Genomic DNA, 15527 nt, shown 5'->3' with positions numbered 1-15527 from the left:
CAATAATAGATTCTCAACTAGGTATTCAGTTACTCCACAAAGACACAAAAGTAGTTTTAAAACAGGTACTGAGTGATTCTTTGGGCATATTTGTTTTTAAGGCCATTCCCAAAGGACAATATACTATTGTTGTAAAGAGCATAGTCTATAAGCCCCTGCAGATAGATGTCATTCTGAATAAGCATATAGACCTTGGTGTAGTAAAAGTGGAACCTATAAGTAATAATCTTGGAGAGGTTGCAATAAGTTTCATTAAACCACAGGTCGAGCAAAAGGCCGGAAAAACAATTATTAATGTGGCATCAAGCATTAACGCTGCCGGAACTACCGTTCTCGAAGTGCTACAGAAATCTCCAGGAGTTAGTGTTGATGGAAATGGTAACATTAAGCTTCGCGGAAAACAAGGGGTAATGGTGATGATAGATGGAAAGCTTCAACCCTTAAGCGGAGATGATCTTGCCACTTTTTTAAAGGCCATTCCATCTGATCAGGTTGATAAAATCGAGCTGATGGCAAACCCTTCGGCAAAGTATGACGCCTCAGGAAACGCCGGTGTTATTGATATTCGCACAAAAAAAGAAAACAGAAAAGGTACCTATGGGAGTATTGTCGGTAACTTTAACCAAGGTATCTACGCGAGAACCGGAGGAGGATTTGATGTAAGTTACCTGAATCAGAAATTATCCCTCTCTGCGGGATATAACTATTTGAACAGAACCGATTTTCAAGATATTATGCTCAAGAGGGAGTTCTTTCAAGCTGGTATGCGTTCTTCTTTAATTAATTACGATAACAACTTTAAAGTGCAAGCTGCCATTCATGTTGCGCAAGTAGGGGTTGACTATAAAATTTCGCCTTCCTCAACCCTGGGGCTTGCTGGGAAGCTTTATACCAATGATAACTCTCGCATGATAACCAGTCAAAGTCACAGTTATAATACTGCTGGCAATTTAAGCTCAACCTCAGCTACTACTGGTGGCGGAGATTTCAGCCGAAGAAATCCATCGGCCAATATCAACTATCGATATAAACACTCAATATCAGGAGCTTCACTGAACGCTGATGTTGATTACGCTTCTTACCTAACTGATAATCTACAAGACAACAAAACGTCTAGTTTTTTACCTTCTGGCGCACCTTTAAAAGTGCCATATTTACTTTACGGGGATTTATATGGAAAACTGCAGATATTTACCACAAAAGCAGATTACGTCCTGCCTTCAAAGGGCTTTTTAAATAAGATAGAAACTGGGATTAAATCAAGCTACGTCACCTCAGATAATGATGTTTCCTTTTTTGACAGAAGTACCGGTCAGAATATAAAGGATGTAACATTAAGCAATCATTTCATCTATAAAGAGAATATCAATTCTGGCTATATAAGTATTAATCGTAGTGCAAAACGTCTTGATATTCAGTTGGGCCTACGGGCGGAAAATACAAACACAAATACCGTTCAAATGATTGGCAATGTGAATAATAAAAGAAGCTACACACAGCTTTTTCCTAATACCACGATCGATTACAAGCTGTCAGAATCCCAACAGATTGGACTTTCCTTCAGTAAAAGAATCGACAGACCAAGTTACAGGCAGTTAAACCCATTCCGTGTCTACCTGAATGAAACAACATCACAGTCTGGAAATCCCAATCTACTGCCTCAAATTACTTATGCACTAGAGTTGAGTCATACCATATCTGAAAAGTACAGCTTTCGATATGCATTCAGACGAACGCTCAATAATATAATTCCCTTTATTTATCAAGATCCATCAAAGCCTGAGATGGTTATACTCACTGACCGTAACCTGGCGGTCAAGGATTATTATGGAATTGACTTTTCGGCCCCAGTTAAATTTGGGAAGTGGTTTCAGAGCTATAACAATGCAATATTGTTTTATTCGAAATTTAATGGTGCAGTATCGAATTCAAATCTTGACAACTCAATAGTGACTTATAAGTTTAATAGTAACAATACATTTATCTTAACGCCCAGCTTTTCGGCAGAATTTTCCGCCAATTACACTTCACGTGAGCAAGATGGATCTTTTAATTTCTTGCCTGTTTGGGCAGTGGGAGCGGGTTTTCAAAAGCAATTTCTTGCAAAAAAAGCCAGCTTAAAACTTAATGCCACAGATGTGTTCTATAAGCTCAAAACAAGAGGGATTGCCCGTTATGAGGGATATAATGAAACCTTTAATGTTCTAGACAATACGCGCCAGGTGTCTTTGAGCTTTACTTATAGATTTGGAAATTCCGGACTTCAAACTAAGCGTAAATCCGGTTCAGAAGATGAAAAACTACGTGCGAATTAAAATAATAATGGATGAGGTATAATAGAGCTTTGCAATAAATATTGTGAATTTTAGGGAGTTTTCAAAAATTACACTCAAAAGTCAGATTTATAATTTCCAAGTACATAGACACTAACTTTGTATGATGCATTAAATTAATTACAAATGCTTAGTGGCAGCACTTTTAGAGTCATCTTTTTTATCAACTTTTCTAGAACTTAAATTGTACTTTAAGTTAAAATCACCATAATCTGTACAGAATTCTAATCTGCTAAGAATCCAGTTTTGTTGATACTTAAAGGAAATTATATGAAGTTCATTTTTTGAAAACAGGGACAATTCGGGGATAAATGAGTATATTAAGGATAGAATTTAAAAAAAAATCAAGCTGAGAAATCGCTTGAATATGCTTGGGGCCGCATTTTTATTTAGCTGTCAAAAATTTTAGAATATTATTTTTTCGTCCATGCTTGTTATTTCGTGTATTAGATAGGCTTTTTTATTAAATTTTACAGAACCCTATGTTTACTGCAAAGATAAGAAAGGAAAGCCACTAAAAAAGTGGTGTATTTGATATTCAATATAATGATATGTGTAGAAAACGTGAAGAAACGTTAATCTCTCCATTAAACGCTCATCAGTTCAATACGTCAGATCGACAATTCAGCAGATATTTTTGCTACTTCACTCAATAAGTTCAAATGCCAAGCTTTAGCTGCCTGTAATTTTACATCACCAAAATAATAATAGAAGAAAAATGAAAAACATTAAAGATCAAAATGAGATAACCGTTCTTAAGGAAGCCGGTAACAAAAAAACAAAATTTGAATTACAAAGTCGTAGGAAAAAGACGCTTATAGCTCTTTTTCTTTTGGTAACATGCTCACTAACAGTTTCTGCTCAAAAATCAGCTGTATTGAGTGCTCTTTCTAAATATAATATTGATGCCAGTATCCTCAATGCCGACAATATTCAACAGCCTGAGGACTTTGCCTTTGACTTCAAACAGACAACGGTAACTGCAGGCAAGCAAATAGTAACCATAGCTAAATATGATCCGTCTGGCCCAAAGGAAGAACAATGGACTGTAGTTTCCGTAGACGGGAAATCGCCTTCTAAAGGAGATATTAATACCTTCCGTAAAAATCAAAGCAAAGAGGTAAAGTCTACCCAGACAGACGAATCAAGTTACAAGGTTGAGAAGGAATCAGCAGACTACCTGATGATAAGCTACAAAATAGATCAGGCTTCTATTCCAAAGGATGCTGCTTTTATGAAAGACTGTAGATCTTATATGACAATCAATCTCAAAACCAAGAAAATTGAGCAGGTACAAGTGATTAATGAAAAGCCTGTAAGAATCAAGATTCTTAATGCTGAAAAATTTGATCTGGTCATAAAATATACTAAAAATGACCAATCGAAACGTTATCTGCCTGTAAGCCAGGAACTCAATATGTTAGCTAAATTCATTGGACAGGAAGTTACTGTACAGACAATTACGGAATACTCAAACTATACTAAAAAATAATTGGTGTATTAAACCCTGTCGAAAGGTAAAATTTAATATCATGACCTGATGGGTCCTTATAAACTTATATAGGGTCCATCAGGCATTTATTACTTATTAGTAATCTAACCACATTTTAAATAAAGGTGCTTTTGTCCTGCTCACTAGGATATCATCGTCTGTACTATTCTTCACTTTGAGCTTTAACTTACCGTTGAAAAAGTTGTGGACTTTTTCAATTGAATTGACATGAACAATATACTGGCGGTTTATTCTAAAGAAATTTTTAGGTTCTAATTCTTGTTCCAACGCTTCGAGGGTCTGAGGGACGACAACTTTTTCACCATTAAAAAGATTTGCATAATTAATGTTCAAATGAGAATAAAAGAAGGCGATATCCTCCACATTAATTTTTCTATAACCATCTCGATATGGAAGAAAGAAACGCGATCTGTATTCTTTCGGTCGGATTTGGCTTAGTAATTCTTCTATCAAAGGGGATTGCTGGTATGATCTCTGTATTGAGTTCTCAAATTTTATAATGGCAGCTTCGAGCTGATCCTTATCAATCGGCTTCAGCAAGTAGTCTATACTATTATATTTAAATGCCTGGACAGCATATTCGTCATAGGCTGTTGTAAAAATTACCGGGCATTTTACATCCGCCAATTTAAAGACTTCGAAACTTACACCATCTGCCAATTGTATATCCATTAGTATCAGGTCAGGACTCGCATTATCCGCAAGCCAATCCACAGTCTTTTTAACACTGGTCAAAATGCCAAGAATTTCAAATTCTGGTCTTATTTTGAGTAATAATCTTTGTACTCGATCTGAATTAAGTTTTTCATCTTCCAGAATCAATATCTTCTTTATCATATCCATTTGATAAGAGGTACTTTTATTGTAAAAGTTTTGTCGTTTGTCTCTATAATAGGTTTTTTATCTCCTAATAAGGCATAGCGATCAATTATGTTTTTCAAACCCATACCTGTAGAATGAGGTTTATTAATTAATGGCAATATTGTATTAGAAACTATGAGCTCGTCATTGTTATTTGTATATATGTTAATAATCAAAGGATTTTCTTCTTCGGTACGATTATGCTTTATGGCATTTTCAATAAACAGTTGAAGCGTAACAGGGGGGACTAGCAAATCAAGCTTTGACTCATCAATGTCAATCCGAAATATACTTCCTCCTCCCATTCGATTGTTTATGAGAAAAAGATAAGCATCAAGGAATTTGAGTTCTTCGCCTAGGGAGATTAGTTTTTTCTTCGAGTTGATTAACAGATAGCGGTAAACTTTCGCGAAATTCTCTGTATACTCATATCCTAATTGCTGGTCCTTCAATATTAATTCCGAAAGCACGCTAAGATTATTGAAAACAAAATGTGGATCAAGTTGTAATTTAAGAGCCTGCAACTCTATTTCGGCCGCTAATTGCTTGTTTTGGGCTGCCTTTACCTCAAATTCAGCTGCCTTTATAGTAGTAGCTTTCCAATTATTTAATAAAAAATTGCCAGTATTTAGTGCACTGATTATTAAGGCCCATAGTACAATTGAAATAATGGAGTACAATGTTTGTCTTAAACCAATGTGTGGAGATTGAGTGCCAGCAGGTCCCACGATTATCAGATAAATTAATGATAGACAGATGATAAGGAGTAGCACACCCAGAATTTGAAAGAGTGTTTGGGTCAATAGCCGTTTTAAGGGATGAACCATCCATGGGATTTTTTTATTCAATATTCTGTCTATGAATAAACTTAGCTCTAACATGACCACACAAAATGCTAGGTTTATTAGAAGGTCTATTATTAATCTGGAAACAGACATGTCGGCATACTCTTTCCAATAGGAATATGGAAGTATAATAAATAAAGTTGCATACGAGCCCATAAAAGTGAAAACCAGCACCAACAAAGCCTTCGTTTTAATCCTTTTCATTGTGTTAGATATTTTCTCCTGATTATTCACAAAGTTTTGAAGACATGTTGGAGGTACCGCCCATATGGAGAAATGAAAGATTCATTTTTTTAGTGGAAAAAGGACACATTTGAGCCCTATTTAGAGCAAAGATAAGAAAACACCTGTCAAAGATTTTTTATATGTTTACATTAACCAGTTTTTAGATAACCAACTTCACATATAGAAGTAAAATTAAGTAAATGAATTGTTTCAAAAAATGCAGAAAACAGGCTGTCCCATTTCTGGCTATGTTGTTATTGCCTCTTATTGGCCTTTCTCAGAAAACAATTACTTCCTCTAAAACATTTGATCTGCTGATTGGTACTTATACCCGGACTAATGAAAGCAAGGGTATATTGGTTTATCGATTTGATGACGAAAGTGGTAAAATGACCTATTTAAACCAGATCGATGGTGTAGAAAATCCTGCTTTTTTAACAGTAAGCAATGATCTTAAGTTTGTTTATGCGGTTAATTCGAACAAAGTAGGAGAGGTAAGTTCATTTAAATTTGATCGTTCAACTGGTAAGCTGGAATTTATCAATAAGCAATCGTCCTCAGGCGTGGGGCCAGCCCATGTTGCTATAGATAGGGATGGTAAAAATGTATTTGTGTCTAATTATGGGAGTGGTAGTTTAACTGTTTTGCCCATAAATGGCGATGGCTCTTTAGCGCAGGCATCGCAAACGATACAGGATGAGGGAGGGAGTGCGAATAAATTAAGACAGGAGGGGCCGCATGTACACTCGGCGCTATTATCAAAAAATGAGAAAATACTGTTTTATGCTGACCTTGGAACAGATAAGATAAACATTTATAATTACGATAGTAGCAAAAAAATGCCTTTAACGCCTGCCGGACCTGCCTTTGAAAGTGTACAACCTGGTAATGGTCCTCGTCATATGGATTTCTCTCCTGATCAAAAATACCTTTACCTTGTGCAGGAAATGACAGCGATTGTTAATGTATACAGCTGTAATAATGGGAAGTTAACGTTTTTACAAAGTGTTAATATGATGCCAGAAGCCTTTACTGAAAATAGTGCTGCAGATATACATGTATCGCCCAATGGCTTGTTTTTGTATGCATCAAACAGAGGTAATGCCAATAATATAGTAGCTTATGCTATCAATAGAAAGAATGGTAGGTTAACATTTGTTGAACGATACAATGTTGATAAGACGCCAAGAAACTTTGTGATAACGCCGTCTGGCAATTTCATGCTGGTTGCAGCCCAAGATGCCAATAATGTTTCGGTTTATAAAATAAACAAAGCAACCGGAAAATTGACAGGAACATCTGTTAAAATAGACGTTGGGCAGCCTGTATGCTTAAAGTTGGTTCCAGCTGAATAGGATGGTTGGGTCGTCATTTTATTTGATCTGGCAAAGGTCTGCCATTTTGGTAGTTTTTTTATTGATAATATCCACTTTTGACAGGTGATATTATTCCATAAAAATCATTACATTTATACGACAAAGTGATCTGAATATGTTTAAAACAGTTAATTAAGCGTTTCTGGCCTATAGATATATGTGGAAGTATTGAAAATTATGCGTAAATGAATTAGTCAAAGATTGGTAACATTTATGAAATTACGGCAGTTCCAACATCTAATTAATAGTCAATGGCGTAATTGTTGATAAAATAAAAAAATCAGGGATGCTTTTTATTAAACAATTTTTATAGTTTAGAGCATTCCGGATTTTAGAAAGGTATATATGGAAGCTAAATTTTCTCCACAAGTAAAAGACGTGATTTCTTTTAGCAGGGAAGAAGCCCTGAGATTAGGTCACGATTACATAGGCGCAGAACATCTTTTGTTAGGCCTTATTCGCGAAGGCGATGGTATGGCTATTAAGATATTGAAATCATTAGGAGTTGATACTTCAAAACTTCGCCGCTCAATTGAGGATTCCGTAAGAGGTACCTCAAGTGTAACAGTAAATCTGGGCAACATTCCTTTAACCAAACAAGCTGAAAAGGTTCTTAAGATAACATATCTGGAGGCAAAAATCTTTAAAAGCGATTTGATAGGAACCGAGCATTTATTGTTGTCTATCCTTCGTGATGATGATAATATTGCGTCGCAGATTTTATTACAATACAACGTTAATTACGAAATCTTTAAACAGGAGGTTGAAGTGAATAAAAACGGATTCAAAGACGAAACTCAAAATAGTGCATCAACAGGCGGTGATGAAGATTATCGTGAGGAAGAGAGCTTTAGCAGCCCTAAAAAAGTTTCTGACATAAAATCTAAGACCCCGGTTTTGGATAATTTTGGAAGAGATTTAACAAAAGCTGCTGAGGAAGGAAGACTAGACCCGATTGTTGGTCGTGAAAAAGAAATTGAGCGTGTGTCTCAGATCTTATCGCGTCGTAAAAAAAATAATCCAATTTTAATTGGTGAGCCGGGTGTTGGTAAATCAGCTATCGCCGAAGGATTGGCCTTGAGAATTGTTCAACGCAAGGTATCAAGAGTTCTTTTCAACAAACGTGTGGTTACTTTAGACCTTGCTTCTTTGGTTGCAGGTACTAAATACCGCGGGCAGTTTGAAGAACGTATGAAAGCTGTGATGAACGAGCTTGAAAAATCTACAGATGTAATTTTGTTTATTGATGAGATTCATACAATTGTAGGTGCAGGTGGTGCTTCTGGTTCACTGGATGCATCGAACATGTTTAAACCTGCATTGGCCAGGGGCKAAATACAATGTATTGGTGCTACAACACTTGATGAATACCGTCAGTATATAGAAAAAGATGGTGCATTGGATCGTCGTTTCCAAAAGGTAATGATTGAGCCTGCTACGCCTGATGAAACTATCGAGATATTAAGTTGTAAAAAGTCAGAAATACGAAGAAGCAGCTAAATTAAGAGATACTGAAAAAAATCTTTTAGAGGAGTTGGATCGTGCTAAGGCTGAATGGGAGAATGAAACTAAAACTAAACGTTATACCGTTACGGAAGATAACGTTGCTGAGGTTGTTTCTATGATGACTGGTATTCCGTTACAACGTGTAGGACAAACTGATAGCGTTAAGCTATTGAATATGTACGAGACTGTTGGACAGAAAATTATTGGTCAGGATGATGCCATTAAAAAACTGACTAAAGCAATTCAACGTACCAGAGCCGGATTAAAAGATCCTAAAAAACCAATTGGTTCATTTATTTTCTTAGGTCCAACGGGTGTTGGTAAAACTGAATTAGCTAAGKAACTTGCTCGTTTTATGTTTGATAGTGATGATTCACTAATTCAAATTGATATGAGTGAGTACATGGAGAAATTTGCGGTATCACGTTTAGTGGGCGCGCCTCCGGGATATGTGGGTTATGAAGAAGGTGGTCAGTTAACTGAAAAAGTTAGACGTAAACCTTATGCCGTAATTCTTTTGGATGAGATTGAAAAAGCTCACCCTGATGTATTCAACATCTTATTGCAGGTGCTTGATGAAGGACAGCTTACAGATAGTTTAGGTCGTAAAGTGGATTTTAGAAATACCATTATCATTATGACTTCTAACATCGGTGCCCGTCAGCTAAAAGATTTCGGACAAGGGGTAGGTTTCTCTACTTCAGCTAAAGTGAACCAGGTTGATGCGCACTCAAGGGGCGTTATCGAAACTGCATTGAAACGTGCATTTGCTCCTGAGTTTCTTAACCGTGTTGATGATGTGGTTGTTTTCAATTCTTTAGGAAAAGAAGAGATATTCAAAATCATTGATATAGAATTGAAATCATTATTTGGCCGCGTACATAATTTAGGTTACGAAGTTAAATTAACAGAGAAAGCAAAAGAGTTTATTGCTGATAAAGGTTTTGATTCTGCCTTTGGAGCCAGACCTCTTAAACGTGCAATACAAAAATATCTTGAAGATCCAATTGCTGAAGAAATCCTTAAAGGAGATATTCATGATGGAGACACTTTGGAAATCGATTATGATAAAGAAGGAGATGTTATTGTTGTAGAAAATAAAAGTCCGGGTAAGAAAAAGAAAAAAGAAGAGGGAAGTGTAGAATAAACTACCACCTGTGACTATAAAACGCCTGTTAGATGAACATCTGACAGGCGTTTTCTTTTACATTGATTTTCATTTTCTGAGGTTGACTTAGTGTTTATATTACACATTTTATGAAATTATATGGGTGCAGATTTTGGTTTATCAATTATTGCCTCTATTTTAGAGAATAAATAGGTTAGGTTAAAATATTTGTTGTATCAAAATTTTATAAATGAAAGTGAAATTATCATTGTTAGTGCCCTTAGCATTTCTTGCTATTCAAACTACTCTGGCACAGGAGAAACCCGAATCTTATAAACAACAATTGGAAGGCACAAAGTTGTCGTTCGATATGGTTGCTATTCCCGGTGGTGAATTTATGATGGGAAGTAAAAAGGGGAATGCTGATGAACAGCCGGTTCACAAAGTGAAAGTTGCCCCATTTTGGATGAGTACCTAMGAAGTGATSTGGGATAATTACGAGCCATTTTTATATAAGGATTACGAAGCAGCACATAGTACTGCTCCAATTCCAAAAAATGTTGATGCAATAACAAGACCTACAAAACCGTATCTGGATATGACTTTCGGAATGGGTAAAGAGGGGCAACCTGCACTTGCTATGACTCATTATAATGCTATTCAGTATTGTAAATGGCTTTATGCCAGGACAGGCGTTTTTTACAGACTTCCTACTGAAGCTGAATGGGAATACGCTTGCCGCGCAGGTTCTGTTACCGAATATTCTTTCGGAAACGACGGTTCAAAATTAGGTGATTATGCATGGTTTAATGGAAATAGCGATGGTAAAACTCATGTTGTTGGTCAGAAAAAGCCAAATGCATGGGGATTATACGATATGTATGGAAACGTTGCAGAATGGACCTATGATCAATATCTGCCGGATTTTTATGCATCAGTAAAAGGTGATAAGGCAAATGATCCTGTTGCCGTTCCAGAAAAATTATATCCAAATGCAGTTAGAGGTGGTGCATATAATGATGAAGCTAAAGATGCTCGTTCTGCATCCCGATTAGCATCAGACCCTAGTTGGAAACAGCTGGATCCTCAGATTCCAAAAAGTAATTGGTGGTTTCCTGAAGCTCCTTTTGTCGGAATGAGGTTAGTTAGACCAGTAACACCTCCATCAAAAGAAGAGATAGATGCTTATTATAGCAAGGCTCCTATTAAAGATTACTAATAAACCAAACATACTAAGAACCATATATAAACCTAAATTACAATGAACAATGAAGAACTGCGCGACAAACGCCGCGAATTTTTAAAAACTTCGGCTCTTGTAGCCGGAGGTGTTATGTTAAATGGAGTTGCTTTTGCTAACGGCGGAGCGCATTCATCTGTAGATGACACCATCAAAATTGCATTAATTGGTTGCGGCGGTCGTGGTACCGGTGCCGCTTTTCAGGCATTAAGTACTAAGCAAAACCTAAAGTTGGTAGCTATGGCTGATGCTTTTAGCGATAGACTAGAAAGTGCATACAAAGAGATCTCTGAAAAATTTGGAGCCAAAGTTGATGTTCCTCAGGAACGTAGATTTGTAGGTTTTGATGCTTATAAAAAAGCAATAGCCCTGGCCGATGTTGTTTTGTTAGCAACTCCTCCAGGATTCAGACCTAGTCACTTTGAAGAAGCAGTTAACCAGAGCAAGCACATATTTATGGAAAAACCAGTGGCTGTTGACTCGCCAGGTATCCGTAAAGTTTTAGCAGCTGCCGAAATTGCAAAAACTAAAAAATTAAATGTTGTTGTAGGTCTGCAGCGCAGATATCAAAATAACTATAGAGATGTTATTAAACGCATTCAGGATGGAGCTATAGGCGATATCACTGGTGGTCAGGTATATTGGAATAGTGGTGGCGTTTGGGTGAAACCGCGTGAAGCCAGCCAAACTGAAATGGAATATCAAATGCGTAACTGGTATTATTTTAACTGGTTATGTGGTGATCATATAGTTGAGCAACACGTACACAATATTGATATTGCGAATTGGGTTAAAAATGCTTATCCGGTTTCTGTTCAAGGTACTGGCAGCCGTGCCTGGAGAACTGGAAAAGATTATGGTGAGATTTATGATAACCACTCTGTAGAATTAACTTATGCAGATGGTTCTGTAATTAACAGTCAGTGCCGCCACTTTGAAGGTATTGATAACCGTGTTGATGAAAGCTTCCATGGAACTAAAGGTCGTGTTTTCTTATCTGCAGGTAACGAAGGAAGATTATATGACACTAAAAATAAACTGATCTATAACTACAGTTCAAAAGTAAACCCTAATCCTTATCAAACTGAGCACGACGAGCTTTTTGCTGCTATTGCTAAGGGTGAATATAAATTCTGGGATGCAGAACGTGGTGCAAAAAGCTGTATGACAGCCATTATTGGTCGTTATGCAACTTATTCTGGAAAAACTATTAAATGGGATGATGCTTTAAAAGCAGAGAACAGTTTATTCCCTGATGAGTTGAGCTGGACTGCAAAACCTAAACTATTACCTGATGCTAATGGATTGTATCCAATTCCTACACCAGGGCAAACTAAGGTGATATAAACGTTACTAACGTAATGTTTTTTATAAATAAAGCTTTTATTTTATTGCTGCTGTCGCAAATTTTTCTTCTTTTTAAGAAGGAAGATCTGCGACAGTATGCTATACATGGTTATGCTCAGGGAACTGATTATTCCATTAAGTATTTTGCTCGGGATAGCATTGTAACGAAGGGTAATGTAGATAGCATTCTTATGGTTATCGATTCATCTATGTCGCTATACAAATCATATTCTTTGATCAATAAGTTTAATGCTTCTTCGAACGGGATTGTTTTAGATCCACATTTTGCTAAAGTGATGGCAAAATCTTTTGAGGTGTATAAAGCTACCAAAGGAAAATTTGACGTAACTGTTGAGCCTCTTGTACAAGCATGGGGTTTTGGTGCAAAGCCAATAGATAAATTCCCCGATAGTGCTCGGGTAAAGGAATTACTGAAGTGCGTAGGCATGAATAACCTTAGTTTAAAAGGTAATTTCCTTAAAAAACAAAAGCCATGTATAAATGTAGATCTTAATGGAATTGCCCAGGGATACAGTGTTGATGTAGTGGCTGATTATTTAATTAACAAAGGAATCACATCGTTTGTAGTAGAAATAGGAGGCGAACTAAGGATAAAAGGACCGAAACCTGATGGAACATCAATGAATATAGGGATTGAAGGACCTGCAAATTCACCAAATGCCGAACCTGAAGTAAGGCATGTTATCAGCATTAATGATGGAGCAATAACTACTGCGGGTAATTATAGAAAATATTTGCAAAAAGGCTCCTGGAAGGTTGCACACCTAATTGACCCTAAAACGGGTTATCCTTTAGATAATGCATTGATAAGCGTTACAATTTATGCAAAGGACGCTATTACTGCCGATGGRTATGATAGCCCCATAATGGCTATGAATGTTAATGAAGCACTTGATTTTGCAACCAAAAAAAATATGGAAGCGTATATTATTTATCACCGAAAGGACGGAAGCGTTGCCGATACACTTACGGCGGGATTTAAAAAAATGATAATAAACTAATCCATTGTTAAAAAAAGTACCTAACCAAAAACCAAAAATATGAACAGAATAGAATTTTTAAGAAATAGCTTTGTCGCCACTGGTGCGCTTGTGGCCGGGTCTTCAATAAATGGACTTGCTGCAGACAAAACTACTACGGGGCAAGGCTCAGCCTTGGCTGGTAAAACTTTTAATCTAGATTATGCTCCTCATCAGGGAATGTTTAAGAATAATGCCGGTGATAGCTTTCTGGATCAGATTAGATTTATGCATGATCAGGGTTTTCGTTCTATTGAGGACAATGGCTATTTAGGAAGATCAGTTGATGAACAAACAAAAATAGGAGACCTGCTTGCCAAATTGGGCATGAGAATGGGTGTTTTTGTTGTTGATGGAGGGGATAACTGGAAAACATCGTTAACAACAGGCAAAAAAGAGTTTAAAGATAAATTCGTAGAGACCTGTAAAAAGTCTGTAGAAGCTGCAAAAAGATGTAATGCAAAATGGTTAACAGTTGTTCCGGGATTTTACGAACGCAAATTACCTTATGGAAATCAATTTGCAAATGTTGTTGATGCTATGAGGGCTGGTGCCGAAATTTTTGAACCCCATGGTTTAATAATGGTACTGGAGACCTTAAGTGATACCCCTGAGTTATTTTTACAACAAACGCATGAAACCTATGCTGTTTGTAAGGCAGTGCAGAGTCCTTCATGTAAAATTCTTTATGACATTTATCATATGCAGAAAACTGAAGGGCAGTTAATAGTTAACATTGATAGATGCTGGGATGAGATTGCCTACATTCAAATAGGTGATAATCCTGGAAGAAATGAACCAACAACCGGTGAGATTAACTATAAGAACTTATTCAAACACCTTTATGAAAAAGGGTATAAAGGCGTTATGGGTATGGAACATGGTAATTCAAAACCAGGAAAAGAAGGTGAACTTAGAGTAATACAAGCATATAGAGAAGAAGACAACTTTCTTTCTTAGTGTTTTAAAATAGATCGAGTTGAGCTTTGGGGATTTTAAACAAACCAGGGTTCAACTCAATCTTTTTCTCGTTTAGGTGGTTCAGCCGACAATGAAGTTTAAAGTTATCTCTAATTAACTGAGCGATATTGCCATCGCCCCTCATTCTATCTCCAAATCTGCTATCGTTTACATTTCCACCGTGACAGGACTGAATCATATGCCACACCTTCTCAAAGCGATCAGGGTAGTTTTTGCGCAGCCAGTCTTCAAATATCCCTCCAATAGCGCCATTAAGTCGTACCACAGTATAACCCGCTGATATTGCCCCACAATTGGCAATAGTTTTTAGGATAACAGGGATTTCATGATCGCTTAGACCTGGAACGAGCGGGGCAACCATAACGCCCATTGGAATTCCTGCTTTGCTTAGCTCTTCCACTATTTTTAATCGTTGTTTGGCAGTAGTTGTTCTCGGTTCCATTTTTGAACGGAGCTTTTCATTTAAGCTATTAATCGAAACATATACCATGCACAAATTAAGTTTAGCCATTTCCTGCAGAATATCCAGGTCACGAAGTATGAGCGCATTTTTTGTAATCATCCCGATGGGTTGCTTATAGGTCAAAGCAATTTCTAAAAGCTGACGCGTTATTTTGAAGCGTCTTTCTGCGGGTTGATAGCAGTCTGTATTGCCAGATAATGAAATAGTAGATGCATCCCATCCTTTACGCTCCAAAAACTTTTTGAACAGGATAGGAGCGTCTGTTTTTACTATGATTTTGCGTTCAAAATCTAATCCAGCGCTAAATCCCCAATACTCATGCGCGTTTCTTGCATAGCAATAGGTGCAACCGTGTTCACAGCCCTGATACGGATTTAGAGAGTATAGCATGCCTACATCAGGACTATCTACTTTGTTTACAATAGATTTTGATTTGCCAAAAATGAAAGTGGTCTTTTGATCCTCCTCTTCCCATTCGTCAATTCCTTCATCATGTTCCTTTACATAATCATTTTTAGCAAAACGATTATGAGGGTTAAACTGAGCCCCTCTTCCTTTGTGGTAATTGTCGGGTGTTTCTTTGTCTAATATCATTAGTTAAAATTACTAAAAATATTAGTATCTTTGAAAAGAAGTTATTCACTATTTTGTGATGGGATGTAATCTTTATTTGCGCTTTAGAGGTATAT

The 15527-nt window shown here is 36.8% G+C and carries 10 protein-coding genes and 1 pseudogene; 8 read left to right on the top strand and 3 right to left on the bottom strand.

The genetic code is table 11. The features are described from left to right. Together AC1DG9_RS18680 and AC1DG9_RS18675 are read left to right on the top strand one after the other, a co-directional pair. The coding region (locus AC1DG9_RS18680; RefSeq protein ID WP_477635023.1) for a TonB-dependent receptor at positions 1–2315 on the top strand (2315 nt) is incomplete at its 5' end. 736 nt (positions 2316–3051) lie between these two features. Beyond that, positions 3052–3825, top strand: coding sequence for a hypothetical protein (locus AC1DG9_RS18675; protein WP_337717432.1), 774 nt, complete (start codon positions 3052–3054; stop codon positions 3823–3825). A gap of 96 nt (positions 3826–3921) precedes the next feature. On the opposite strand, the gene AC1DG9_RS18670 is transcribed toward AC1DG9_RS18675, so the two are convergent. Both AC1DG9_RS18670 and AC1DG9_RS18665 read right to left on the bottom strand, forming a co-directional pair. Continuing rightward, positions 3922–4683 (bottom strand): LytR/AlgR family response regulator transcription factor, encoded by a 762-nt coding sequence (locus AC1DG9_RS18670; RefSeq protein WP_048907264.1) that lies wholly within the window; start codon positions 4681–4683, stop codon positions 3922–3924. After that, positions 4680–5756, bottom strand: coding sequence for a sensor histidine kinase (locus tag AC1DG9_RS18665; RefSeq protein ID WP_337717434.1), 1077 nt, complete (start codon positions 5754–5756; stop codon positions 4680–4682). The genes AC1DG9_RS18670 and AC1DG9_RS18665 overlap by 4 nt, the downstream gene beginning before the upstream one ends. Positions 5757–5977: 221 nt before the next feature. Here AC1DG9_RS18665 and AC1DG9_RS18660 point away from each other — a divergent pair, with 221 nt between their 5' ends. From AC1DG9_RS18660 to AC1DG9_RS18635, 6 genes and pseudogenes are all read left to right on the top strand, one after another. Then, entirely contained in the window at positions 5978–7132 is a 1155-nt protein-coding gene (locus AC1DG9_RS18660; protein ID WP_337717435.1) for a lactonase family protein, read from the top strand. A gap of 366 nt (positions 7133–7498) precedes the next feature. Continuing rightward, positions 7499–9806, top strand: a pseudogene (locus AC1DG9_RS18655) (ATP-dependent Clp protease ATP-binding subunit). Positions 9807–10017: 211 nt separating this feature from the next. Continuing rightward, on the top strand, positions 10018–10986 hold the full coding sequence (locus AC1DG9_RS18650; protein WP_477635022.1) for a formylglycine-generating enzyme family protein: 969 nt from the start codon (positions 10018–10020) through the stop codon (positions 10984–10986). Positions 10987–11028: 42 nt separating this feature from the next. Continuing rightward, positions 11029–12354, top strand: coding sequence for a Gfo/Idh/MocA family protein (locus AC1DG9_RS18645; protein ID WP_172661110.1), 1326 nt, complete (start codon positions 11029–11031; stop codon positions 12352–12354). A 14-nt stretch (positions 12355–12368) separates the two neighbouring features. Next, positions 12369–13376 (top strand): FAD:protein FMN transferase, encoded by a 1008-nt coding sequence (locus AC1DG9_RS18640; RefSeq protein WP_172661109.1) that lies wholly within the window; start codon positions 12369–12371, stop codon positions 13374–13376. Positions 13377–13415: 39 nt separating this feature from the next. Continuing rightward, positions 13416–14354 (top strand): hydroxypyruvate isomerase family protein, encoded by a 939-nt coding sequence (locus AC1DG9_RS18635; protein ID WP_172661108.1) that lies wholly within the window; start codon positions 13416–13418, stop codon positions 14352–14354. 4 nt (positions 14355–14358) lie between these two features. Here AC1DG9_RS18635 and AC1DG9_RS18630 read toward each other — a convergent pair whose 3' ends face one another. Further along, a complete protein-coding gene (locus AC1DG9_RS18630) occupies positions 14359–15432 on the bottom strand; it encodes a PA0069 family radical SAM protein (RefSeq protein WP_172661107.1) in 1074 nt (357 codons plus the stop codon). Positions 15433–15527 lie beyond the last annotated feature (95 nt).

Source organism: Pedobacter sp. 05L430 (genome assembly GCF_056397585.1).
Note: the sequence above shows the minus strand (reverse complement) of the source record. Positions and strands in the feature narration are given on the sequence as shown.

Excerpts from the sequence above, each read along its gene's own strand:
- AC1DG9_RS18635 (WP_172661108.1), top strand. The coding sequence starts at position 13,416 with ATGAACAGAATAGAATTTTTAAGAAATAGCTTTGTCGCCACTGGTGCG.
- AC1DG9_RS18665 (WP_337717434.1), bottom strand. The coding sequence starts at position 5,756 with ATGAAAAGGATTAAAACGAAGGCTTTGTTGGTGCTGGTTTTCACTTTT.
- AC1DG9_RS18660 (WP_337717435.1), top strand. The coding sequence starts at position 5,978 with ATGAATTGTTTCAAAAAATGCAGAAAACAGGCTGTCCCATTTCTGGCT.
- AC1DG9_RS18645 (WP_172661110.1), top strand. The coding sequence starts at position 11,029 with ATGAACAATGAAGAACTGCGCGACAAACGCCGCGAATTTTTAAAAACT.
- AC1DG9_RS18670 (WP_048907264.1), bottom strand. The coding sequence starts at position 4,683 with ATGATAAAGAAGATATTGATTCTGGAAGATGAAAAACTTAATTCAGAT.
- AC1DG9_RS18675 (WP_337717432.1), top strand. The coding sequence starts at position 3,052 with ATGAAAAACATTAAAGATCAAAATGAGATAACCGTTCTTAAGGAAGCC.
- AC1DG9_RS18630 (WP_172661107.1), bottom strand. The coding sequence starts at position 15,432 with ATGATATTAGACAAAGAAACACCCGACAATTACCACAAAGGAAGAGGG.